This is a genomic window from Thalassotalea sp. LPB0316 (assembly GCF_014898095.1).
Lineage (GTDB): Bacteria > Pseudomonadota > Gammaproteobacteria > Enterobacterales > Alteromonadaceae > Thalassotalea_G.
Window position 1 is genome coordinate 1,973,648 of the sequence record NZ_CP062946.1, and the last position, 24,369, is coordinate 1,998,016.

Annotated in this window: 22 protein-coding genes; 7 read left to right on the plus strand and 15 right to left on the minus strand. The window is 42.5% G+C overall.

Going from position 1 to position 24,369, the window contains the following annotated elements; genetic code table 11:
• Nucleotides 1-97: 97 nt before the first annotated feature.
• On the minus strand, nucleotides 98-2,884 hold the full coding sequence (locus tag LP316_RS08710; RefSeq protein ID WP_193020620.1) for an insulinase family protein: 2,787 nt from the start codon (nucleotides 2,882-2,884) through the stop codon (nucleotides 98-100).
• A 246-nt stretch (nucleotides 2,885-3,130) separates the two neighbouring features.
• On the opposite strand from LP316_RS08710, the gene sixA reads away from it, so the two are divergent.
• Entirely contained in the window at nucleotides 3,131-3,607 is a 477-nt protein-coding gene (sixA, locus tag LP316_RS08715; protein WP_193020621.1) for a phosphohistidine phosphatase SixA, read from the plus strand.
• 40 nt (nucleotides 3,608-3,647) lie between these two features.
• Here sixA and smrB read toward each other — a convergent pair whose 3' ends face one another.
• Nucleotides 3,648-4,187, minus strand: a complete 540-nt coding sequence (gene smrB / locus LP316_RS08720) for an endonuclease SmrB (RefSeq protein WP_193020622.1) — start codon at nucleotides 4,185-4,187, stop codon at nucleotides 3,648-3,650.
• Between the two features lie 83 nt (nucleotides 4,188-4,270).
• Between smrB and prmB the strand changes: the two genes are divergently transcribed.
• Together prmB and aroC are read left to right on the plus strand one after the other, a co-directional pair.
• Complete coding sequence (gene prmB, locus LP316_RS08725) at nucleotides 4,271-5,206, plus strand: 50S ribosomal protein L3 N(5)-glutamine methyltransferase (protein ID WP_193020623.1); 936 nt, start codon at nucleotides 4,271-4,273, stop codon at nucleotides 5,204-5,206.
• A gap of 3 nt (nucleotides 5,207-5,209) precedes the next feature.
• Nucleotides 5,210-6,295, plus strand: a complete 1,086-nt coding sequence (gene aroC, locus LP316_RS08730) for a chorismate synthase (RefSeq protein WP_193020624.1) — start codon at nucleotides 5,210-5,212, stop codon at nucleotides 6,293-6,295.
• 74 nt (nucleotides 6,296-6,369) lie between these two features.
• Here aroC and lipA read toward each other — a convergent pair whose 3' ends face one another.
• From lipA to leuS, 13 genes are all read right to left on the minus strand, one after another.
• On the minus strand, nucleotides 6,370-7,338 hold the full coding sequence (gene lipA / locus LP316_RS08735) for a lipoyl synthase (RefSeq protein ID WP_193020625.1): 969 nt from the start codon (nucleotides 7,336-7,338) through the stop codon (nucleotides 6,370-6,372).
• Entirely contained in the window at nucleotides 7,328-7,993 is a 666-nt protein-coding gene (gene lipB / locus LP316_RS08740) for a lipoyl(octanoyl) transferase LipB (RefSeq protein WP_193023854.1), read from the minus strand. Before lipB ends, lipA begins: the two co-directional genes overlap by 11 nt.
• A gap of 76 nt (nucleotides 7,994-8,069) precedes the next feature.
• Nucleotides 8,070-8,333 carry a DUF493 family protein YbeD gene (gene ybeD, locus LP316_RS08745; RefSeq protein ID WP_193020626.1) on the minus strand — a complete coding sequence of 88 codons (264 nt, stop codon included), beginning with the start codon at nucleotides 8,331-8,333 and terminating at the stop codon, nucleotides 8,070-8,072.
• A 175-nt stretch (nucleotides 8,334-8,508) separates the two neighbouring features.
• Nucleotides 8,509-9,612 (minus strand): serine hydrolase, encoded by a 1,104-nt coding sequence (locus LP316_RS08750; protein WP_226960844.1) that lies wholly within the window; start codon nucleotides 9,610-9,612, stop codon nucleotides 8,509-8,511.
• Nucleotides 9,613-9,794: 182 nt separating this feature from the next.
• Nucleotides 9,795-10,634, minus strand: a complete 840-nt coding sequence (locus tag LP316_RS08755; protein ID WP_193020628.1) for a septal ring lytic transglycosylase RlpA family protein — start codon at nucleotides 10,632-10,634, stop codon at nucleotides 9,795-9,797.
• A gap of 50 nt (nucleotides 10,635-10,684) precedes the next feature.
• Complete coding sequence (gene rodA / locus LP316_RS08760; RefSeq protein ID WP_193023855.1) at nucleotides 10,685-11,803, minus strand: rod shape-determining protein RodA; 1,119 nt, start codon at nucleotides 11,801-11,803, stop codon at nucleotides 10,685-10,687.
• 11 nt (nucleotides 11,804-11,814) lie between these two features.
• Nucleotides 11,815-13,782, minus strand: a complete 1,968-nt coding sequence (gene mrdA, locus LP316_RS08765) for a penicillin-binding protein 2 (protein ID WP_193020629.1) — start codon at nucleotides 13,780-13,782, stop codon at nucleotides 11,815-11,817.
• 1 nt (nucleotide 13,783) lies between these two features.
• Complete coding sequence (gene rlmH, locus LP316_RS08770; RefSeq protein WP_193020630.1) at nucleotides 13,784-14,254, minus strand: 23S rRNA (pseudouridine(1915)-N(3))-methyltransferase RlmH; 471 nt, start codon at nucleotides 14,252-14,254, stop codon at nucleotides 13,784-13,786.
• A 49-nt stretch (nucleotides 14,255-14,303) separates the two neighbouring features.
• A complete protein-coding gene (gene rsfS, locus LP316_RS08775; RefSeq protein ID WP_193020631.1) occupies nucleotides 14,304-14,621 on the minus strand; it encodes a ribosome silencing factor in 318 nt (105 codons plus the stop codon).
• 73 nt (nucleotides 14,622-14,694) lie between these two features.
• Entirely contained in the window at nucleotides 14,695-15,342 is a 648-nt protein-coding gene (gene nadD / locus LP316_RS08780; RefSeq protein WP_193020632.1) for a nicotinate-nucleotide adenylyltransferase, read from the minus strand.
• Nucleotides 15,342-16,388, minus strand: coding sequence for a DNA polymerase III subunit delta (holA, locus tag LP316_RS08785; RefSeq protein WP_193020633.1), 1,047 nt, complete (start codon nucleotides 16,386-16,388; stop codon nucleotides 15,342-15,344). The genes nadD and holA overlap by 1 nt, the downstream gene beginning before the upstream one ends.
• A 2-nt stretch (nucleotides 16,389-16,390) precedes the next feature.
• Nucleotides 16,391-16,915, minus strand: a complete 525-nt coding sequence (gene lptE, locus LP316_RS08790) for an LPS assembly lipoprotein LptE (protein WP_193020634.1) — start codon at nucleotides 16,913-16,915, stop codon at nucleotides 16,391-16,393.
• Between the two features lie 87 nt (nucleotides 16,916-17,002).
• Nucleotides 17,003-19,582: a leucine--tRNA ligase gene (gene leuS / locus LP316_RS08795; RefSeq protein ID WP_193020635.1), complete on the minus strand. Its 2,580-nt coding sequence runs from the start codon at nucleotides 19,580-19,582 to the stop codon at nucleotides 17,003-17,005.
• A gap of 209 nt (nucleotides 19,583-19,791) precedes the next feature.
• Here leuS and LP316_RS08800 point away from each other — a divergent pair, with 209 nt between their 5' ends.
• From LP316_RS08800 to LP316_RS08815, 4 genes are all read left to right on the plus strand, one after another.
• Entirely contained in the window at nucleotides 19,792-20,277 is a 486-nt protein-coding gene (locus LP316_RS08800) for a zinc ribbon-containing protein (RefSeq protein WP_193020636.1), read from the plus strand.
• A gap of 186 nt (nucleotides 20,278-20,463) precedes the next feature.
• Entirely contained in the window at nucleotides 20,464-20,799 is a 336-nt protein-coding gene (locus tag LP316_RS08805; RefSeq protein WP_193020637.1) for a transposase, read from the plus strand.
• 5 nt (nucleotides 20,800-20,804) lie between these two features.
• Entirely contained in the window at nucleotides 20,805-21,638 is an 834-nt protein-coding gene (locus LP316_RS08810; RefSeq protein WP_226960845.1) for an IS3 family transposase, read from the plus strand.
• 229 nt (nucleotides 21,639-21,867) lie between these two features.
• On the plus strand, nucleotides 21,868-24,258 hold the full coding sequence (locus LP316_RS08815; RefSeq protein ID WP_193020638.1) for a Lon protease family protein: 2,391 nt from the start codon (nucleotides 21,868-21,870) through the stop codon (nucleotides 24,256-24,258).
• Nucleotides 24,259-24,369 lie beyond the last annotated feature (111 nt).

The window sequence follows — 24,369 nt, forward strand, 5'->3', positions numbered from 1 at the left end:
ATCACATCATTGTTATTTTTTTGTAAATGTATATGCCATTAAATGTGATGCGTCGACCTAAGTCAATAAAAATGGCCGATATTATCTTATCGGCCACCTAAAACTTTATTTTACCTGTTTTTTGGAGTTTTTTGCTAACTTCTTGTAAGTCTCTGTCAGTGTTAGATAATACTGATAAATCGAGGTCTTTTGCGGTCATCAAACAGATGTGATCTGCGGCAATGTTTTGTCCTGATTCATCGAGTAAACGTTCACTGACAAAGGCTTTTATTTCATCAAGTTCCATATTACTGATAGCATTTATCAGTTTTGCTTTATTGTTAAACTCGGTATCGTGGCTAGTGATTGAGCCCCAAAAGCGCTGACTTTTAATCCGCAGCGTTGCATCTTTTTCGAGTAACTGACCAGCTAGCCCTGAACGCAAAGCGTACCATTCTTGTTCCGTCAATTGGCTAATTAAACTGTTACTGGTGCTAACAAATTGCTCAATCGCTTCGAGTAATTTTATCGAGTTGGTATGCGGTGATTGAATATATAGCGCCATGCCGGGGTAATAACCCGTGGGTACGTAACCTACGCCTACGAGGTAGCCGAATTGCTTTTCAGTGCGCATTTGTTCAAAAAAGTGCGGTGACAACAACTGACTGACGATCATCGCATAGGCCATGGTCGTCACCGATTTGTCGGCAAAATTGAAGTAAACAATCGTTGCATGATCGTGCTCGTGCAACGTCAAGAAGTGGGTTAAGGTTCCAGCTCCTTGAGTATCAATAACTGGAATTTCTTGTTGCGCGTTATCATGTGTAGAACCATTAAACGCTGTTTTAACAACTGTTGTTATCTCTTCGGCGTGTGAGCGTTGCCAGTTGCCGTGAATAAATAATTCAAGATAGATTTTTTCAAACAAGCGTAGATAGAATTGTTGAAAGTGCTCAAAGGCAACGTTTTCTAAAGCCTTAATATAGGCTTCAGCATCTAGTTTTTGTGGTTGTAACAAGCTGCTGACAGCTGAAAATAGTTGCGATATTGATTTACTATCCTGCGTGTTTTTAATGTGTTTAATTAACTGTTGCTTGAACAAATTAAACTTGTCTTGGCAAAACACTTGATTGGTAAGCGAATGTAGTAGCTTCTCAAGTAATAATGGCTGCTTTTCACTTAAGCCGGAAATTTGCAACGTCATACCACTTTGGTGCGGATATAAGTGGTAGTGCATGCCGGCTAACTCAGCATTGTAATGAGCTTCTGTTACGTTGTCGGTAAATAAGTTGACGAATAGTCGGGTCATCGCGATGGTTTCGTCGCTACTGACACAATACGGGCTGTCTATGTTGAGATAAATATAACCCTTTGGAATGTTAAAGCTTTGGTCCTGTTTAAACCACACGGTTAAACCATTTTCTTTATTAATGATTTCCGGTTGGGTTTGCTCTTTTTCTTTAACGACGATTTCAGGCGCTTTGACAATGTAAGGGTTTTTCTCGGGCAAATGCAATGGTGCTAGCTCAGGCGGGTTTTGCCAAAGCGTCTTTTGCTGTTCGTTAAATGCGCTAACCTTGTATGGAACCTGATACCACTGGCTGGTTTTATCAAAGTTCAATTGTTTTGATACATGCATTACCCGTAGGTTATCAGGCGATAGATAAGCTAATATTTCAGATAAATACTGGTGATTCATGGCGGCCATTATATAGTCGCCGTATATATAATGCTCACTCGGGTAATAGTGCATATTCATTACCAGGTGACTCACCGACTCTATAGGCTTTACTTGCTCTTGAAAATTAAATGACAATGAAGCAATCGCCTTTTTTTCGTCGAAATAAATTTCATCAATTGGCTTTGCTTTTAACAGCTCGATATAACTAAAACAGGCAGCGATAATCTCATCGACATGCGCTTCTCCTTTCTCGGTCAAGGAGATTGAAATGTTAAAGTCTTTAAAATTTGAGCCGTGAATACCTGAGCCGGCACTTAATCTTAATGCCCAGTGTTGCTGTTTGAGGTATGACAATAAGCTACCAGGCCCTTCATGACCAAGTAAATAAGCAATGAGTGCTTCAGGCTTGTGCTGATAGTACCCGTCTAAACATGGCATCGCGAAGCTGACGATTAATTGTCTGTCATCTTTGACAGGGCAAACGTCAATTTTGATGCCCTGATGCTGCTTTTGATAGATTGGCTGTGCTATTTCGGCTTTTGGCGCGTTATTCGAAACAATAGGGCTAAAGTATTGCGTTGCAAGCCGCTCTAGCTCAGCTAGTGGTATTGGCCCCTCGAGCGCTAACGTCATATTTTGTGCATAGTAATGACGCTGATAAAAACTCACCAGCTCGTCGCGCACATTGCTGTTTTCTCTATCGGCTAAGGTGTCGATGTTGCCAACACTAAATTGAGAAAACGGGTGTTGTTGATTTATCGTTTCTTTGTGAACGTCGTAAAGCCTGCGAATATCGTCTTTTAATTTCAGCTTAAACTCGGCGTCGATATTCTGACGCTCTTTTTCGATAAAAGATTGCGATAACAATGGGTTGATAAAAAAGTCACTAAAGCGCTCAAGGGCTGCTTCAAACTGTTGATAAAAAATATCTAAGAAATAACAGGTGTGTTCTGTTGCGGTCCAAGCGTTATGATGGCCACCATTTTTAGCGATAAATTGCTGATACTCGTTGCCATCTGGAAAGTGCTTAGTACCGAGAAAAAGCATATGCTCGAGAAAATGTGCCATGCCTTGGCGGTCAATTGGATCGCTAAAGTGACCAACGTTGACGGCTAGGGCCGCAGCTGCCTTTTGGCTTTCGGTGTTTTCAATCAGCAAAACTCGTAAGCCATTAGCTAGCGTGAGCGAATGATAATTTTTATTGTCATTGGGGCTTTTTATCAAGCGTTTCTCCGAATTGAACTCTTCAATAACCGCTAACCAATTGGTATTAAATATAAAACTATACTAATTCTAGCTTAGTTCAAGCACTAATGTGTATCTAAATTGCTACTATTTGTTGAATAAAAAATTGACAAAAACTTCAAATAGACTTGAAACTACACGAAATCTGGTTACATTCAATTACACTATAGGTAATAATCGCAATTACCGAGCTAAAGCCTCTGGAAAACGCAGTTAGAGAGAAGTATGCATATATTCATCATGCGCCATGGTCACGCGATTGATCAAGCAGCATCAGATTCCCAACGACCGCTAAGTGAGAGTGGTCGTATTGAAGTGGCAAAAATGGCCGCGTTTTTACAAGAGCAGCAGCAATCTTTTGATGTGATTTATCAAAGCCCGTACACAAGGGCACAGCAAACGGCTGCCATTGTTGCTGAGCAGCTTGGTCTTACTGAAAAGTTACAAACGTTAGACATGATTACGCCAATGGGGCGGGCGAAAGATGTTCATGATTTTATCGACGGTACACTAAGTGAAGCGCCGTTCAAGAACATGCTTTTTGTTTGTCATATGCCAATCGTTAGTTACCTGGTTGAGTCGTTAAGTGCTGGTGCGAGCTCGCCGATTTTTCAAACGGCTGAAATTGCAAAAATAGCTTATGATCCCAGGGCTTGCTTAGGTGAGTTAGTCGCGACTTATTCGCCGTCGTCGAATCGTTAACCTAGCTCGGCCCAGTTAGCATTGGTGTTAGTGAAACTGACTAACGGACAAATTTATCTTTTAATTCCACTAGCACCAAAAGCGCGCCGTCACCGCCAAATTCGAGGGGCGCTTGATGGAAAGCCATAACATCAGGGTGTTGAACAAGCCAATGTGGTACTTTATTTTTAAGTATGCGAGAGCCAATACCGTGAACAATACATACACATTGGGCATGTTCTTTTTGGCAGGCGTAAAGTAGCGCTGCAATTTCTTTTTTCGCTTGGTGTTGGTCTAGCCCGTGCAAGTCTAAAATTAAGTCTGGCGGATATACGCCGCGACGCAAATTTTTAGCTTCAAAGCTATCAACATCTTCACGAACATACTTCATTGGCCCTTGTTGATTCAAATTGGGCTCAAATTCGTCGCTAAAGTGGAACTCAGCAAGCTGTTTTCTCGACTTATTTGTGCCGATTTGTGATTTGGGCTTGATGGTTCTTTTCGCTGGGTGTATCTTGTCTTGCACCATAGGCTTTATCTTGCCTATAGCGTCTTTAAACAACTGTTTTTCTTGTTCAGACAAAAGATCTTTAAATTTCATAGGCGCAGTCTAAATCATCTGGCTAAAATAACAAGAATTCAAACACAAGATATAACACAACGTATTTTCACAAGGGGTTTTCGGTGACAGACCAATTAAATGATCAACTACTCTCTGAGCTTTTTACGATCAATGATTTTGTAAGGTTTGGCGCAAGTGCGTTTAATCAGGCGGGGCTCTATTTTGGTCATGGTACCGACAACGCATGGGATGAAGCCGTTTTTCTGACCATGTTTACCTTAAATTTACCTGACAATTTATTTGCTCAAGTAGGTGATTGTAAATTAACCAAGCAAGAAAAGGTTGAGCTAGTTGCTATTTTTAAACGTCGCATTGATGAAGAAATTCCAGCGGCTTATCTCACCAATCAAGCTAACTTTGCTGGTTTGCCTTTTTATGTTGACGAGCGTGTTTTAGTGCCGCGTTCACCAATTGGCGAACTCATTCAGCAACAATTTAAGCAGCAATTACCTAAAGGTTTAAAACCTGAGCGTATTTTAGATTTATGTACCGGCAGCGGTTGTATTGCAATAGCTTGTGCTTATCAGTTTCCCGATGCTGAAGTCGATGCAGTTGACTTAAGTATTGATGCCTTAAACGTGTGTCAAATTAACATTGAAAGCCACGGTTTGATGGAACAAGTTATTCCAATTCAATCTGATATTTTCTCTGGGGTTGAAGGGCAGGTTTATGATTTAATTGTGACTAATCCACCTTATGTTGACCAAGAAGATGTCGATGCGCTTCCCAAAGAGTTTCTTCACGAGCCTGAAATGGGCTTGGGCAGTGGCAGTGATGGCTTAGACATCACCCGAAAAATACTGGCACAAGCGTCAGCGCATTTAACTGAGCAGGGCGTGTTGATTTGTGAAGTCGGTAATTCACAAGTCCACCTACAAGTTGAATATCCAGAGGTTGACTTTACTTGGTTAACTTTTGAAAAAGGTGGCCATGGGGTGTTTATGTTAACCAAAGCACAATTAGAACAACATTTAGCAATTTTTCGAGCAAGAGCGTAATTCATGTCAGGTAATACATTTGGAAAGTTATTCACCGTTACAACTTTTGGTGAGAGTCACGGCTTAGGTTTAGGCGCAATTATCGACGGTTGCCCGCCGGGGATTGAATTATCTGAAGCTGATTTACAACTTGATTTAGATCGCAGAAAACCCGGAACTTCAAGGTATACAACGGCGCGCCGTGAAGCAGACGAAGTTAAGATTATGTCTGGTGTTTTTGAAGGTAAAACCACAGGAACGCCAATTGGTTTAATCATTGAAAATACCGACCAACGCTCAAAGGATTACGGTAATATTGCCCAATCATTTCGCCCAGGGCACGCCGATTATACCTATAGCCAAAAATATGGCTTTAGAGATTATCGCGGCGGTGGCCGCTCGTCTGCCCGTGAAACGGCGATGCGCGTTGCAGCAGGCGCGGTCGCTAAAAAATATTTGAAACAAAAACTCGGTATTGAAATTCACGGTTGTGTCAGTCAAATTGCTGATATTAAAGCAGAGCAGTTCGATTGGCAGCAAGTTGAAGAAAATGCGTTTTTCTTCCCTGATGCAACGAAACTTGAGCAACTAGATGAGTTATTGCGCGGTATTATTCGCCAGAAAGACTCGATTGGTGCCAAAGTGACGGTTGTTGCTAAGCACGTACCTGTTGGCCTTGGTGAGCCTATATTTGATCGTTTAGATGCCGATATTGCTCATGCATTAATGGGGATCAATGCTGTTAAGGGCGTTGAAATTGGCGATGGCTTTGAGGTTGTTAATCAAAAGGGCTCTGAGCACAGAGATGAATTAACGCCCGATGGTTTTGCGACTAATCACGCCGGTGGCGTACTCGGTGGTATTTCGTCAGGCCAAGATATCGTTGCTCATATGGCACTAAAGCCAACGTCGAGTATTGGCGTGAGTGGCAAAACGATTGATGTCGATGGTAAAGAAATGGATATTGTTACCAAAGGGAGACACGATCCGTGTGTGGGTATTCGCGCAGTGCCAATTGCCGAAGCGATGCTAGCACTAACCTTAATGGATCACTTTATGCGCAACCGAGGACAAAATGCTGACGTAAATTGTCAGACACCGAAAATTTAAAGGTTAAAAGGTTGAAAGGTCGGAAAGAAAAAAGGTTAAAAACCTTTAAACCTTCCGACTTTTATCATTGAAACCTATTTCACTTCTTCGCCAGCAGCTTGTTTGTCGGCGTGGTAGCTCGAACGAACAAGTGGGCCACACGCTGCGTGTTCAAAGCCCATTTTTTCTGCTTCTCGTTTAAACATTTCAAATTCATCTGGGTGAACGTAACGTTCAACCGGCAAGTGATGCTTGCTCGGCTGTAAGTATTGGCCAATCGTTAACATGGTGACACCATGGGCACGCAGATCGCGCATTACTTCTAAAATTTCTTCATTGGTTTCACCTAAACCCACCATTAAACCCGACTTAGTTGGTACGTTAGGGTTAGCCTCACCAAATTTTTTCAATAAATCGAGTGACCATTGATAATTTGCCCCAGGGCGAGCCTTAGTATACAAACGCGGCGCTGTTTCAAGGTTATGGTTAAACACATGTGGTGGATGCTGGTTTAAAATCTCTAAGGCTTTATCCATACGACCACGAAAATCTGGCACTAAAATTTCAACCTTAGTATTTGGTGCGTGCTTATCAATTTCTTTGATACATTCTGCGAATTGGCTAGCACCACCATCACGTAAATCATCACGGTCTACTGACGTGATAACCACATATTTTAACGCCATGTCTTTTAGGGTTAATGCGAGTTTTTCTGGCTCATTGGCATCGGGTGCTAATGGGCGACCGTGACCAACATCACAAAACGGGCAACGACGAGTACAAATGTCACCTAAAATCATAAAGGTTGCTGTACCGTGGTTGAAACACTCGGAAAGGTTAGGGCACGAGGCTTCTTCACATACTGAGTGGAGGTTGTGTTTTCTCAAAGATTGCTTGATGTGATCAATACGCTCAGAGCTGCGCGGTAGTTTTATTCGTAACCAGTCGGGTTTACGTAACATGGTTTCGCGCTCAGAAGGCACAACTTTGATTGGGATATGTGCCATTTTGTCGGCATCACGTAATTTAGTACCCGGTGTAATGCGTGAAGATTTAGTTGTCATATTCTGCTTTTAACCCTGATTCATAGCTAACATCTGTAGCTTTAAATAATGTAATGAGTTCTTCAGTCAGTGCTGTGCCTGCCTCTGAAACGGTTTGTGGGCCGTTTAAATTCTTTGTTTGGATCATTTCTAAGCCAGCGTAACCGCATGGATTAATGCGCAAAAAAGGCTCTAGATCCATATCAATATTAAGTGCTAGGCCGTGGAATGAGCAGCCTTTTCTAACTCGAAGCCCGAGTGATGCGATTTTCTTCTCGTCAACGTAAACACCCGGCGCATCAGGTTTAGCGTAGGCGGTAATATCGTACTTTGCTAAACACGCGATAATGGCGTTTTCAATTAACGTGACAAGCTCACGGACCCCCATTTTGCGTCGGCGCAGATTGATCATAAAGTAGATAACTTGCTGTCCTGGGCCGTGATAAGTGACTTGACCACCGCGATCGACTTGCACTACCGGAATATCGCCAGGCATTAACAGGTGTTCTTCTTTACCGGCTTGGCCTTGAGTGAACACTGGCGGGTGCTCTACTAACCATAATTCATCAGTGACAGTCTCGTCACGTTCGTCAGTAAACTTTTGCATAGCATGCCAAACCCGAGTGTATTCCATATCGGCAAGCTGTCGAATAATTAACGAATTTTGCAAGTTTATCTCTCGTTTATTTGGTTTTTGCTGATTATAGCGAAACTTTATATCAATATCATGGTAATTGATGAAGTGTTTGCTGTTATAAAACGTATCTCACTTGTTCGATATCATTAAGTGTTTTATAGATCAGCTCTATGTGCTCTTTTGACGTCACTGTTACGGGTACAGAAACTGAGTGGTAATTACCTTTCGAGCTAGGCTTGATCGTTGTCGTGTAATCGCCAGGCGTGTGTTTTTGCAATTCGGCAATAATTAAGTCAGGCAACTCGTCACAAGCTACCCCCATCACTTTAAAGTTCAATACGGTAGGGAAGTCTAAAAGTTCATCAAACTTAGTTTTCATTGCAGTACTCTTAATCAATCAAGCGTTGTTTACCCTTATATGCAGGGTAAAAATTCGCGATATTTTAACATGGATTGATAGATGGGGCTATGAACAAGTTTTTTAAAGACTGGCGATTGGTTATAAGGCAAAAAAAATCCCAGCTAAGCTGGGATTTTTAGAAAAGTTTTGGCGATTAGTTTTCAAATTGCAGCTTAATATAGTCGACAAACTGCGAGAACATACTACCTTCGTCAACTTCTTTTAACGCTACCAGTGGGTATGAGGCGATATCTTCACCTTCTAACTGTAGGAATAATTTACCAACTACTTGGCCTTTTTGAATTGGGGCGATAAGTTGCTCATTTAACTCAAAATTTGCTTTCAAATTTTTTCGTTGGCCACGAGGAATGGTAATAGGTGTATCCGTTAAAATGCCTAAGCCGACAGTTTCGACATCACCCATCCATACGCGGTGATCAGCAAATTTGTCACCTGCTTTATAAGGTGTAAATGTTTCGAAGAATCTAAAACCGTAGTTGAGTAACTTTTTACTCTCAACTTTACGAGCTCGCTCGCTTTCCGTGCCCATAACCACACTGACTAATCGCATGTCGCCTTTGGTTGCAGAGGTCACCAAGCTATAGCCTGCTTGTGACGTGTGGCCGGTTTTAATGCCATCGACATTCATGCTTTTATCCCACAATAAGCTATTGCGGTTATATTGTTTAATATTGTTGTAGGTGAATGACTTTTGCTTGTAAAGCACATATTCACTTGGTACATCGCGAATTAGTGCGATAGCAAGCGTTGCCATGTCACGTGGTGTTGTAACATGCTCTTGGCTGTCTAAACCATGGCTGTTTTCAAAGAATGAGCTTGTCATGCCCAGCTGTGTAGCATAGCTGTTCATCATATCGGCAAAAGCACCTTCACTGCCGGCAATATGCTCAGCCATGGCGACACACGCATCGTTACCTGAGGCCACAATAATCCCTTGATTTAGCTCATCTACAGTGACTTCAGTGCCGACTTCAATAAACATTTTTGACGACTCAGGAAAGTTTTTTGCCCAAGCCGCTTCACTGATCATGACTTTGTCTGTGGGGCTGATATTACCGAGCGCAATCTCTTTACCAATAACGTAACTTGTCATCATTTTGGTTAAGCTCGCTGGCGCTAATTGACTATCGGCATTACCTTCGGCAATGACTTTACCCGTTGTGTAGTCAATTAATATATGACCTTTAGCATTTACTTGCGGTGGCTCGGGAATAATTGCAGCTTGTGCAATCGACATTGCTGATAAGGTAACTGCGCTGATAAGTGAGAAAAGTGTAAAACGAGATTTTGGTGATTTTCTAGAGGCCAAAGCTTTGGTCATAGTTTACCTTTTTATGTCTAATCTTATGAGGAGTCAAAATTGCCAAGTAGTATATCACTTTTAGACGACTTGGCTATGTGCGATCCAGCGCGAATTTTCTACATTGTGACTTTTTTACTAAAAGCTTCTGGGTAGCCGGAAGATTTTATCATCGCAAGCAGTTCATCGGCTTCATCTTGTGTAGCAATTGGACCAAGCTGAACCCGAAAAATTCCATTTATTTCATCTGTTTGAACTGGTTTTTGATACAGTGAGGTCAAAGCATTGACCAGTGAATCTGCCATTGTTGGATTTTTGGTGGCAAAAATTTGAATTATGTAAGCATCTGTTACGGGCTCGCTAACAGTGGCTGTAACTTCGTTCGACTGTGGGTTTAGGCTAGGCAGTTTTTCTTCACTCGCCTTAACTTGAGCCGTTTGAGAGCGCTCAATAATATCAACGCGGACGTTAGCCGTACCATTTTTTAGCATGTCTAACTTGTAGGCAGCGCTAAAGCTTAAATCGATAACGCGACCCGGATGAAAAGGTCCACGGTCATTGACCCGAACTACAACGGTTTTGTTGTTATCAAGGTTGGTCACTTTAACATAAGACGGCAGTGGCAGGTGTTTGTGAGCCGCACTCATCGCGTACATATTATAAATTTCACCATTTGAGGTTAAATGACCGTGAAATTTTTCGCCATAATAGGACGCGATACCTACTTCCGAGAAATCTTTAGACGACTTCATTACCTTGTAGTGTTTACCCCTGACCGTGTAATCACGGTTGCCACCACGAGAGGGAGGCTCAAAGGTAGGAATAGCATCTTCAAGTTCACTGTTGGTTGGCAAGCGAGACGGTGTGGTGTCGTGTTTCTGACTATAGCGAGAGGTGCTAACACAGCCAGAGAGTAAGCTAGCGACTAGACCAAGAACTAAGACGTTTTTTACGAGCATGGCAACCTTTATCACTGGATTTGAAATCTCGCCGAGGTTTCACTGTTTCTTTAAGCAATAAAGCGTCGGCGCGTACCTATCGCCATAAGCATGCCAAATCCTGCCATCAATGTCACCATTGATGTACCGCCATAACTAATTAATGGCAATGGCACACCAACCACCGGCAACAAGCCAGACACCATACCGATGTTGACAAATACGTAGACAAAAAAGGTGAGGGTAATACTACCGGCAAGCAGTTTAGTAAAGGCATTTTGGGCTTTGACCGCTATCCACAATCCGCGCATCACAATAGCCAAATAAACTAACAGTAAGCCGATCACTCCGATCAAACCAAACTCTTCACTAAAAACCGCGAAGATAAAGTCGGTATGGCGCTCAGGTAAAAACTCTAATTGCGATTGAGTACCTTGTAACCAACCTTTACCCCAGATACCGCCAGAGCCAATTGCGATTTTTGACTGGATAATGTGGTAACCGGAGCCCAAGGGATCTTGCTCAGGATTTAAAAAAGTTAATACGCGTTGTTTTTGATAATCTTTCATCAAAAACATCCACATAATTGGTGTAAATGCTGAAGCAAGGCCAACACAGCTGCCAATTAGCTTCCAACTCGCTCCGGCTAAAAAAATAACAAAAAGCCCTGAACTTGCGATTAGCAAGGACGTGCCCAAATCAGGTTGTCGGGCAATGAGCAAGGTCGGGATTAGCACCAAAATAAAAGCAATTAAAATGCGACTGAGTTTAGCGGGCAAATCGTATTGGCTGATATACCATGCGATCATTATTGGCACGATAAGCTTCATAATTTCTGATGGTTGAAATTTCATAAAACCTAAGTCTAACCAGCGTTGAGCTCCCTTGCCGACATGACCAACAAGCAGCACGGCAACTAACATCAAAGCACCAATAATAAAAAGTGGCACGGCCCACTTGCGATAAATCAGCGGATTGATTTGCGCAATGGCAAACATGACTACCAATGAGATACCTAGCCGAGTTACTTGGCGCTTAACTAAGCCAATATCCTGTCCACCTGCGCTATAGACAATAAATAGCCCAAGTGACATCAATACCAACAGGCCAATAAGTAGCGGTAAATCAATATGGATCTGTTGCCAAAAGGTTGGTTTTTTGGCTTGGTCGTGACCAATTCTTGATGACATTCTTGACGACACTAATGACCACCTTGTCTTGGGTTCATGTGATAATGCTCACTGTGATGCGGATGAATCGCAATGTTTTGGCTTTCGATAACGCGATTGCCAAAGTATTGGTCCATAATTTGGCGGGCTACTGGCGCTGCGTTCGCTCCACCACCGCCTTTGGCGACGTTTTCTATCGCTACAGCAACAACTATTTCAGGGTTTTCATAGGGAGCAAAAGCAATAAACATCGCATTATCGCGTTTGTTTTCTTGAATTTTTTCCGCTTCGTATTCTTCGTCTTCACCTAGGCTAGCAACCTGCGCTGAGCCCGTTTTACCTGCCGCATCATATTGAGTACCAACAAAAGCTGGGTGAGCTGTTGCGCCGACTTTTTGCACCGTATTGTGCATAGCATCTAACACTTCATTCCAGTGTTGATGATTTTTAAGTTGTACCGGTGGCTTATCTTCTATTTGATAAGGGGTTTGCTCGCTAGCTTGATGATCTGTTGCAAATCCCGCCTCAACCTCCGTTGTCGCTCTCAATAGGTGTGGGGTTTTGATTTCGCCTTGATTCACCAATATCGAGGTTGCTTGTGCGAGCTGTAGTGGTGTTACTGTCCAAAAGCTTTGGCCAATACCGACAGATACGGTTTCGCCAGCGTACCAAGGTTGGTTGAAACGGCCGCGTTTCCATTCTTCACTTGGCAGGATCCCGCGCGATTCTTCGTGTAAATCAATGCCCGTGTACTCACCAAAACCAAACTTTGCCATCATAGTACTGATTTTGGTGATCCCGAGTTTGTACGCTAGATCGTAGAAGTAAACGTTACACGACTGTTCAATTGCGGTCGTTAAATCAACCCAACCATGGCCCCAGCGCTTCCAATCGCGATACTTCTTTTCAACACCTTCTATCTGATACCAACCAATGTCGTTAATTTTGCTTTCAGGTGTAATGATTTCATGTTCTAGGCCAGCTATCGCGACAAAAGGCTTGATTGTTGAAGCTGGCGGGTAACCTTGCACTGTTCTGTTGATCAGGGGCAAGTCTTTCGAGTTGAGTAGTTTTTTGTAATTTTTTGAGCTGATCCCGTGCACAAACAGGTTACCGTCGTAGCTTGGGTTTGAATACATGGCTAACACGCCACCATCGCGTGGATCAATTGCAACTACTGCGCCTCGTTTACCTGATAATGCACGTTTGGCGATCATTTGTAGTTCAATATCTAAGGTCAGTGTCAGATCTTTGCCAGGGATCGGCGGTGTTGAACTTAGCGTGCGAATTACGCGGCCTTTGTTATTGACTTCTACTTCTTGGTGGCCGATGGTGCCATGCAGAATGTCCTCGTAATAACGCTCTAAACCTAATTTACCTATATTGCGCGTAGCGGCGTAATTTTCACTCTTACCGGCTTCTTCTAGTTTTATTTCATCACGAGAGTTGATACGGGCAACGTAGCCGAGTGAATGGGTAGTTAAATCGGCAAATGGATAGTAGCGCTTGAGATAGGCTTCAATGGTGGCACCTGGGTATTTGTGCTGGTTGACACTAAATAGTGCTACTTGGTGATCACTTAACCGCGCAAACAGTTCGACCGGTTTGAAACGGCGATTACTGCGTAACCGATTAAAAAACTTGGCTTGGTGCTCTGGTGAAATGTTAAGTAATTCAGATAGTTCAGCGACAGTCGCTTTAATATCGTCAGTTTGCTCCGGAATAATTTCTAACGAGTAAACGGGCTTATTTTCTGCCAGTAAAACGCCATTTCTATCGTAAATAAGGCCGCGATTGGGCGCGACGGGGAGTAGTTTTATGCGGTTTGAATTTGACCGCGTTTTGTATTTTTCGTAGGAGTTAACTTCTAAGTCGTAAATGTTACTAAATAGAATCAAGAGCATGATGATTACGCCAATCAGTGCAATAAATGCACGGCGGGCAAATAAGTTTGCCTCGGCGCTGTGATTTCTGATAGTTACGCGTTTACGACGAGCCATCTCACTCTCTGTGATAAGGATGGTTGTTGTTTAAGCTCCACGCACGGTAGAGACTTTCCGCTAGAAAAATTCTGACCATAGGGTGGGGAAGCGTCAGGTTTGACAGTGACCATTTTTGTTCAGAAGCGGCAATGCAAGCCGGCGCAAGACCTTCAGGCCCCCCAACTAACAGCGCGACATCTCGGCCATCGTTTTGCCACCTGTCGAGTTGCTTAGCGAGCTCTGGCGTATCCCAAGCCTTGCCTAATACTTCCAAAGTTACGATGCGAGAACCTTTGGGAATGGCTGCTAACATTTGCTCACCTTCTTTTTCAAGAATGCGGGCTATATCGGCATTTTTACCGCGTTTGCCCGGCGGTATCTCAACTAAGTGAAACGACATATCTCTTGGAAAGCGCCGGGTATACTCGTTAAATCCTTCAGTAACCCATTTCGGCATTTTGTTGCCGACAGCGTAGAGGGTAATGCGCATAGTTAACTAACAGCCTGTTAAATGAAATGAGTGAGAGGATAATCTACTACTATGACCACAACTGCTCAAGCTGATATCTGTCACGCATTTCGTCAGTCATCACATGAACGATGATATCGCCCAAGTCAACGAGTGACCATTCACCGACATCATTACCTTCAAGGCCAAGTGGTTCATGACCTTCAGCGCGACACTCGATAACTACGTGATCGGCAATCGATTTCACATGGCGATTCGAGTTGCCCGAACAAATAATCATTTGTGAGGCAAAGCTGGCTTTTTCTTCAATATCAATAACGGTTATATCACGGCCTTTCATATCGTCAATTTTGTCGACGACAAATGCACTTAATGCGTCTAATTGCAAAGTTTGTATCCTGTATCGGGGAAAATAAGCCAGAGTTTACCACTTTTCCCCTGTGTTCGTCATCACATTGCCATTAGTTTTGTTGGTACAGTTTATGGGTGTCGATATATTGCTCTATGCTAGGTGGTACGAGCGAGTTTATCGATTTGTTTTGTTCGACTAGTCGGCGAATATCTGATGATGCAATAGCTAAGTTAACTTCTGGTAACAAAATAATGTGGCCGGTTTCATGTTGGTGGTTGGCAAGATACGCTTGATAACTGATTAACCGAGGCTTTAGTTCATCAATAACCTGGCTTAATTGGTAACCTGGTCGGGTGCTAACAATGAGGTTGGTCATCGCCAAAATTTCTTGGTAATCACGCCATAAATGAAAGTTAACTAATGAATCCATGCCAATAAAAAAATACAAGCGCTGGTTTGGCTGATGTTGCTTGAACGCTTTTAAGGTGTTAACGGTATACGAGGTTTCTGTCTGCTCTAGTTCATAAGGCTCGAGGTAAAACCTAGGGTTGTCCTGACAGACCAAGTTGAGCATGTTAACTCTGTGGTGATTGGCGATTGTCGGCTTGTCCTTATGGGGCGGAATATTGGCCGGCATCAAGGCGACTTTGTCTAGTGCTAGTAATTTTGCCCCTTGCTCGACGGTGTCAATATGGCCTAAGTGAATTGGATTAAACGTGCCGCCAAATAGCCCTATTCGTTGAAGTTTTTTGGTCATTATGACTGACTTGAATAATCGAGTGGTAGCTTATTGGTCACATCGCCGTGAAAAACACTAATGCAGGCATCGGTGAGCAAGAGCATGTCATCAAAGTCACTTGACGATTTGATTTGTTGGTCGATGTCGGCCAGTCGACCAAGGGCAATGTAGAGATTGTTCAATGCGGTGTTTTGTAGCGCTTGTTGGTAGACAGGTTTACGTTTCTCCCAAATGCGAAAATCTTTGCATAACTGAGCAAACGCAACGCCTTGCGCGATTTGTTCGTGCATTTGCGCAAGCTGACTGATTTCTTTGTGTAATATCCAAACCAGTTGGCTCGCATGGACACCATCGTGAGCAAGGCTTTCTAGCATTAAAATCAGTTTTTTAAAGTTACCTGTTAGCAGGGTATCAACTAATTGAAAAGGGTTGAATTTAGCTTGCTTGATAGTTAAGGCTTCGACTTGTTCAATATCGAGTTGTTGATTTGGGTAGAGCAGGGCAAACTTTTCTAGCTCTTGTGACATCGCTAATAAGTTGCCTTCCAAAATCGTCACCATATAGTGGTTAGCTTCAGGTGTTAACGATAAACCCAATTGCCTTGCTTGCTGCGTAAGCCACTGGCTTAAGTGGCGACCTTCTACGTCGTAAATAGCGACATAAATCCCTTGCTTATCTAAATGAGTAAACCATTTTTGTTTGGTAATACGCGCTTCTAATTTACCACCGTGAATGATCAGTAAATTATCTGGGGTTAGATCATTGGCTAGTTCGGTGAGTAATTTATTGCCAGCCTCAGACACTTTGTTGTTGGTCAGCTCTACTTCGATAATCTTGCGGCCTGAAAACAAGCTCATCGCGTAATACTCTGCGTGTACTTCTTGCCAGTCAAAGTTTGTATCGGCACTGAATTGGATAGTTTCATCAAAACCTTGGGCTTTGGCGTGCTGTTTTATTTGGTTTAGGCTATCAATTTTTTGCCATGGCTCATCACCAAACACTAAACAAACTAACGGTAATCCTTGGCTTAGAGATTGTGATAGTTTGTTGTGGTAAACCCGCATCGCTAAGCTCCGCTAACGTCTACGGAAGCGAGCTCGCGCAAAATTCTTTCGGCAGCGCGTTTGCGCATTTCACTTAGTAGCAAATTTAACTCGCGTGATTTTGCTAGTGCGAAATTAGGATCGTCTTGATATTCTCGGTATAAATCAAAGCGGAAATTTTGCACCTCTTGCTCAGGCATAGTGATCTGGTAATTGACGGTATAAATCAACTCGTATTCCGCCACCTGACCATTGGGAAATACCGATAAGGTCCTGCGATTTAATTGATCGCGCAGTATTCTCAGCTCTGGCGTGTTACTGGTTGCGCTTTCTAATACGGTTACATCGTTGATGGTCAAATGCTGTTTAACAAGGCGAGTAAGCTCGCCAAAGTTATCTTCCGAGCTGACATAAAGCGTTTGCAACTCTTCGGGTAACAGGTATTGGCCGCGTAATTGAAAGCCGCAACTAGCAATTGAACAAGTTAGAAAAAGTGTAAAAAATAGCTTTTGTAACTGCTTTACAGGCAGTGAAAATATCGTTGGCATATTAGCGTCAATATCCTGAGCAAGTGCTTCCAAATAAAATAAAAAGGAGCGTAAATTACGCCCCTTGTATCTTAGCTTAGTTTTCGTTTAGTTTGCTACTATGTTTAATAACTTACCTGGCACGAAAATAACTTTGCGGATGGTTTTACCTTCGGTAAATTTCGATACGTTTTCGTCAGCCATCGCCAGCGCTTGAACCGCATCTTGCTGAGCATCAGCACTCACGGTGATTTTTGCACGTAATTTACCGTTTACTTGCACGATAATCAGCTTTTCGTCTTCAACGAGTGCTGACTCGTCAACCGTTGGCCATAAAGTGTCTTCGATTGCGTTGCCGTCGCCAATCGCATTCCATACTTCATGAGCAAAGTGCGGTACGATAGGCGTTAACATTAAGATAATACCACGCACAGCTTCTTGCATAACCGCTCTGTCTTCTGGGGTCTCCATCGACTGTTTAGTTACGTGGTTCATTAACTCCATCACGGCAGCAATAGCGGTGTTAAAGGTGTTACGACGACCAATATCATCAGATACTTTCGCAATGGTTTTGTGTAACTCACGGCGCGTTGCTTTTTGCGCTGCGTTTAACGATAAACCGTCAAGTGCTGGCGCATCACCTGATTCGCTAAAGTCATGTGCTAGCTTCCATACGCGTTTTAAAAAACGGTGTGCGCCTTCTACACCTGAATCAGACCATTCTAAGGTTTGCTCTGGTGGTGAGGTAAACATGATAAATAAACGCACCGTATCTGCGCCGTATTGGTCGATAACCGATTGCGGATCAATACCATTGTTTTTCGACTTTGACATTTTGCTCATACCAGCAGAAATTACTGGCTCGCCATCAATTTTTGATTTGGCGGCGATAATTTTGCCTTTGTCGTCGCGTTCCACTTCAACGTCAGTTGGTGAAATCCACTCTTGGGCACCGTTTTCAGCTTCGCGATAGTAGGTATCGGCTAACACCATACCTTGACATAACAAGCTCTTGAACGGCTCGTCTGATTCTACTAAACCAACATCACGTAATAGTTTGTGGAAGAAACGAGCATATAATAAGTGCAAAATAGCGTGTTCAATACCACCGATGTATTGATCAACCGGTAACCAATAGTTGGCTTTTTCTGGATCTAGCATTTGGCCATCGTCTGATGGGCTACAGTAACGTGCGTAGTACCAAGACGACTCCATAAAGGTGTCGAAGGTGTCTGTTTCACGAAATGCTGCTTCACCGTTGTAAGTGGTTTTTGCCCACTCTGGATCGTCTTTGATTGGTGAGGTAACACCGTTCATCACAACATCTTCTGGCAATTCAACCGGTAATTGGTCAGCAGGCACAGGTACCGATTCACCGTTTGCCAAATTAATCATTGGAATTGGTGTCCCCCAATAGCGCTGACGCGAAACGCCCCAGTCGCGTAAACGGTAGTTGACTTGAATTTGACCTTTGCCTTCTTGTGACAACTTCCAAGCAATTTGCTTAAATGCTTTTTTGAAGTTTAAACCGTCAAATTCGCCTGAGTTGATTAACTTACCTTTTTCAGTAATTGCAGCAACACTGATATCGTCGTTTTCTGTGCCTTCAATAACTTGCTTGATTGCTAAGCCGTATTTAGTGGCAAATTCGAAATCGCGTTGGTCGTGACCTGGTACAGACATAACCGCACCTGAACCGTAATCCATCAGGACAAAGTTCGCCGCCCAAACAGGCACTAACTCACCAGTTAAAGGGTGGATCGCTTTAAGACCAGTATCAACACCTTTTTTCTCGATGTTAGCCATATCGGCTTCGGTGGCATTTTGTGCTTTACATTCACTGATAAAGTCAGCTAACTCAGTGTTGTTTTCTGAGGCTTTAATCGACAGTGGGTGAGTTGCCGCTAACGCAACATAAGTAACACCCATAATGGTGTCTGGACGCGTGGTGTAAATTTCAAAGCTGTCGTCTGAATCGGCAACTTGGAAGGTCATCTCGACACCTTCAGAGCGACCAATCCAGTTTTTCTGCATGGTCTTAACTTGTTCAGGCCAACCTTCAAGTTGATCTAAATCGTTAAGTAATTCTTCTGCATAGTCGGTGATTTTGATGAACCATTGTGGGATTTCTTTTTTCTCGACAATGGCACCAGAGCGCCAACCGCGACCATCGATAACTTGCTCGTTGGCAAGTACGGTTTGGTCAACGGGATCCCAGTTAACCGTTGCATTTTTCTTGTAAACTAAGCCTTTTTCATACAGCTTTGTGAAGAACCACTGCTCCCAGCGGTAATACTCTTTTGAACAGGTCGCTAATTCGCGATCCCAGTCGTAACCAAAACCTAGTGATTTTAGCTGATTGCGCATGTAATCAATGTTTTGGTATGTCCATTTAGCTGGCGCCGAATTATTCTTGATCGCCGCATTTTCTGCCGGTAAACCAAAGGCGTCCCAACCCATAGGTTGCATAACGTTCTTGCCTTGCATGCGTTGGTAGCGAGAAATTACGTCGCCGAGTGAGTAGTTGCGCACATGGCCCATGTGTAATCGACCACTTGGGTACGGAAACATTGATAAACAGTAAAACTTCTCTTGACCAGGCTTTTCTTGAGCTTTAAACGTTTTGTTTTCAGCCCAATGCTTTTGCACTTGTGCTTCAATCGCTTGCGGGTTGTAAATGGATTCCATTAAGACTTTCTCGAAATTAATCATTAAATGTCGTATTTAGCATGGTTTAGTATGAAATTTAACCAGTAAATACGGAATAAAATTATCCCGATAGAATACCTTATCTCGACAACTAAAACCAAGCATATTCAGTGAGAGATTTACAAAGCACCAACAAAAATTGTTGAACTATACTCAAAGCAAGAATGATAACTGCAAATGGAGCGGCCATGGCTGACTATAAACAAAAGTTTGAGCAAATTAATCAAAAGCTTGCTGATTGGCTTGAAGATGTTAAAACCCACGAATTAAAAGATTTGGTCGAGGTTGTTGATAAGGCAAAGGAATACTTAAAAAAATCGGAAGAGATGTCAGAAGAAAAGGCTGAACAATTTGTTGAAAACTTAAAATACGACTTAAAAGAGTTTCAAGAAAAGCAAAAAGTTGATATTGAAAACTCACCATCAGTTGATGTTTTTAACGAATCCCTGTGGTTAGCACTAGAAAAAGTGACGGATAAATCACAGGTAGAGTGGGCTGAATTGCAAGAAGACTTTGATCACGATGGCGTATATCACAGCGGTGACTTTATAGGTTTTGGTGTACTTATTTGTCGAGAGTGTGGTCACCCGCATCATCATAGTCATTTTAGTGAAGTGATAGATTGTTTAGCGTGCGGGCATTCGTCATTTACTCGCCAACCTTTGATGCCGTAAAAAGCTATAAGGTAGCAACGCGGTAAGGCTTGAAGGTGGGAAGGTAGGAAGGTAGGAAGGTAGGAAAGAGCGAAGGTAAGAAGGTAGGAAAGAGCGAAGGTAAGAAGGTAAGAAGGTAGGAAAGTAGGAAGTAGAGTGACCCCGTTTTAGTGGACACCTTTTTAAATTTAATATTTAGAGGTGTCTATGCGATACAAATCTCGAAAACAATACAGTGAATGCTGTAAGATGGATGTTGTAAGACAATCTGTTGAAAGCATTGAAACTCTCCCAGAGTTTGCCAAGCGAGTTGGCATAAATGTTCACATGATACAGCGGTGGCGTAAAAAATACCTTTCATCAGATCCAATAGTTCCAGTGGAGTTAAAAAAATTGAAAGGTCCTGATAAAAGCTACAAACAACTTGAAAAAGAAAATGAACGTTTAAAGAAACAACTTGAACGTGCGAATGAAGATATTGAAATCCTAAAAAAGGCGGAAGAGTTCTTCAAGGAAAAACGGCAGAAAAATTCGAGTTCATAGAGCAAATTCGAACGCCTGGAGATACTCTTCACTTGTGTAAACTGCTAGATGTATCAAGCTCTGGTTTTTATGCGTACTTTAAGCGTGGCACATCGAAAAGAGATGCAAGCAACGCTGAGTTATTACGTGCAATAGACAAGATAATTCAAATATCTGAAGGGGCATTTGGCTACCGGCAGATTCATGAGCAATTACTTGCTGAAGGCTATCAAGCAAGCCCTAATAGGGTTCAACGCCTATTACAGGCACAGCACTATCGTGCTGTTATGTCTCGAAAACAAAAGCGCTACCCTAAGGTTAGCCGTATTAACACACGGCCCAATTTATTAAACCGAGAGTTTTTACCTAAATCAGTAAATCAAGTTTGGGCGACGGATATTACGCAAGTTTATTGTCGTGAAGGTTGGCTGTATGTTTGCGTCATTATCGATTTATATTCTCGAGCTGTGCTTGGTTACAGTCAAGGGCGCGCAGCAACTTCGGATTTAGTTAAAAAGGCGTATTTGAATGCAAAGCGTTTTAGTAAGCTCAGTAACTTAAATGGTGTTCTTTGTCATTCAGACCAAGGCTCTCAATATAAAAGTGACTTGATCGTTCGGTGGCTAAATGCTCAAGGTGCTATAATTAGTATGTCTCGTAAGGGAAACTGCTGGGATAATGCTTGTGTTGAAAGCTTTTTCTCACTCATGAAACAACAATGGCTACACCCACAAGGGGTACAGCCATTGAAATACATGAGTCAAAGGGTTACGGGTTATATTGAAAATATTTATAACCGATTTAGAGTGCATGGCACTCATGGAGAAGTACCATTAGCTCGATACTTACGAGAAAGTTAAATGTGTCCATTATTATGGGGTCACACCACATAGAGCCATAGAGCCTTAGAGCCTTAGAGCCTTAGAGCCTTAGAACCTTATAACCTTATAACCTTATAACCTTTGAACCTTAAAACCTTTGAACCTTAAAACCTTTGAACCTTTCAGTATTCAAGTTTTGCGTTTTTCCGTGCTTGCGCAGTACAATAGCGAAAAAACAAGTATTTGTAGTACCTTAAAAGAGTTTTATATGCCTCAAACTGCCCAGAATAACAGGCTAAGTGCCGATCAATTAACGGCTTCGATATCATCTTCGATTTTTGACACCATTGATAATGACTCTATCAATGAGCAGTCGTTTATCGGTCATGAGCGAGCTAAAGAGGCATTGGAATTTGGCTTGTCTATGCCGTCTGTTGGTTTTAACGTGTTTGCCATGGGTGAGCACGGTACGGGCCGCCAAACCTTAATCAAGCAAATGCTGAATCGCTTTGCCAAAGAGCAAGAAACACCAAGTGAGTGGTGTTATACCAACAATTTTGATGATGGCCATGCGCCATTTGCTCTCTATTTAAATCCCGGTGAGGGCAAGTTATTAGTTAGCCGATTGAACACCTTTATTGATGATTTAATTGGCTTGTTTCCTGAAATTTTTGATAACCCAGGTTATCAAAGACAAAAGTCGGCAATTGATCGCGCATTTAATAAGCAATACGACGAAGCTATTGATTTAGTTGAACAACACGCATTTGATATGGGCGTTGCACTCTATGAAGACAAAGGTGAAGTTGGCTTTTCACCTATGGTTGACGGCAAGCCAATCAATGACAAAGAGTTTGCTTTGCTTACCGAGCAACAACGCAGTGACTTTTACCAACAGCTCGCCGAACTTGAGCACTTTTTAGCGGAGCAATTATTAGAATTGCCGCTGTGGAAACGCACTTCAGCTGAGCAGCAACGCAAGCTGCGCTTTGATACCGCCAAACAAAGTATCAAGCCGTTAATTAAAGAGATGGAGCACGAATTTGCCAGTAACTTAGGTGTGCTCAAGTATTTCAAAACAATAAAAAAATATATTGTTGAAGAAGTCCTAGAAGTTTTGGCGAATGAATCGACCGAAACCCGTGATGACAAAGAAACCCGTAAAATCATGGTTGAGCGCTTTGTGCCAAATTTATTGGTTGATCGCAGTAATGACCAAGGCGCACCCGTGGTTTATGAGCAAAATCCAACCTTTCAAAATTTGTTTGGTCAAGTCGATTTTGCCTCGTTCCAAGGCACTACCTATACCAGTTATAAATTAATTAGAGCGGGTGCATTACACAAAGCCAACGGCGGTTATTTGTTGCTAGATGCTGAAAAACTACTCAATCAGCCTTTGGTTTGGTCACGCCTAAAACTCGCGTTAAAAACGGGTCAAATTACCATAGAAAACCCTTACAGTGAGTTTTCTCCACCCAGTGTTTATAGTCTGCAACCAGAAAAGATCCCGTTAAAGGTTAAAGTGGTATTGTTAGGAGAGCCCGATCTCTACTATATGCTACAAGAATACGATCAGGAGTTTACTGAACTATTTCGCGTGTTGGCTGATTTCGATCGTCATTTAAATCACGACGACGAAAACTTAAAAGCCTATGGCACGATTGTTAGGCAACGGGCTCATAAACTCGGCTACCCGCCAATCACCAATCAAGCCTTGGCTGAAATGGTGCGCTATGCCTTGAGAAAAGCTGAACATCAGTCAAAAATTTCTGCCAACATTGTCGTGGTTAATGATCTATTAGATGAAGCGGTTTATTTGTCGAAAAAATCAGGTGATACCGAAGAAATAACCGCAGATCATATTCAACAAGCGCTTTTAGCGAAAAAACGCAGAACCGGCCGAATTAGTGAGACTTGGCTCTCTGACATAAAAGAGCGCCAAGTACTTATTTCAACCCAAGGTAAAGAAGTTGGTAAGGTTAACGGCTTAACGGTACTTGAAATTGGCGAAAGTGTTTTTGGCACCCCAGCCCGAATTACCGCAACGGTTTATGCGGGCTCTAATGGGGTTACTGACATTGAGCGAGAGGTTGATCTAGGCAAAGCGATTCACTCAAAAGGAGTCATGCTATTAACGGGTTATTTAGGCCACAAGTACGGTCAAAACTTTCCAGTATCGATATCAGCCAATATTGCGATTGAGCAGTCTTATGGTCATATCGATGGCGATAGTGCTTCAATGGCTGAGTTATGTGCATTAATTTCAGCGATTACTCACCTGCCAATAGATCAAAGCCTAGCTATCACGGGTTCGATTAACCAACATGGGCAGGTTCAGTCAATTGGCGGGGTTAATGAAAAAATCGAAGGTTTCTATCAGTTGTGTAATGATCGCGGCTTAACCGGCACGCAAGGTGTCATCATTCCACGTACGAATGTCATGAACCTAATGCTTAATGATGATGTGATTAACGCAGTTAAACGCGGTGATTTTCATATATATGCGGTTGAAGATATCGATCAAGCATTGGCTATTTTAATGTCGACAATGGCAGGTGAGATGAACTCAACGGGTCGCTACCCTCGAAAATCTATTCACGGTTTAGCCCTAGATAAACTCAAACAGTTTGCTGATATTTTAGAAGGCGAAGATGAATAATTAACCAGTGCGTTAACATTTAATCGTTAAGGGGTAATTGTAAAGCCAGTGTTAATATGCTGGCTTTTTTCTGGTTTTTGACGCTAATTTGGCGGTTTTACTTGCAATATT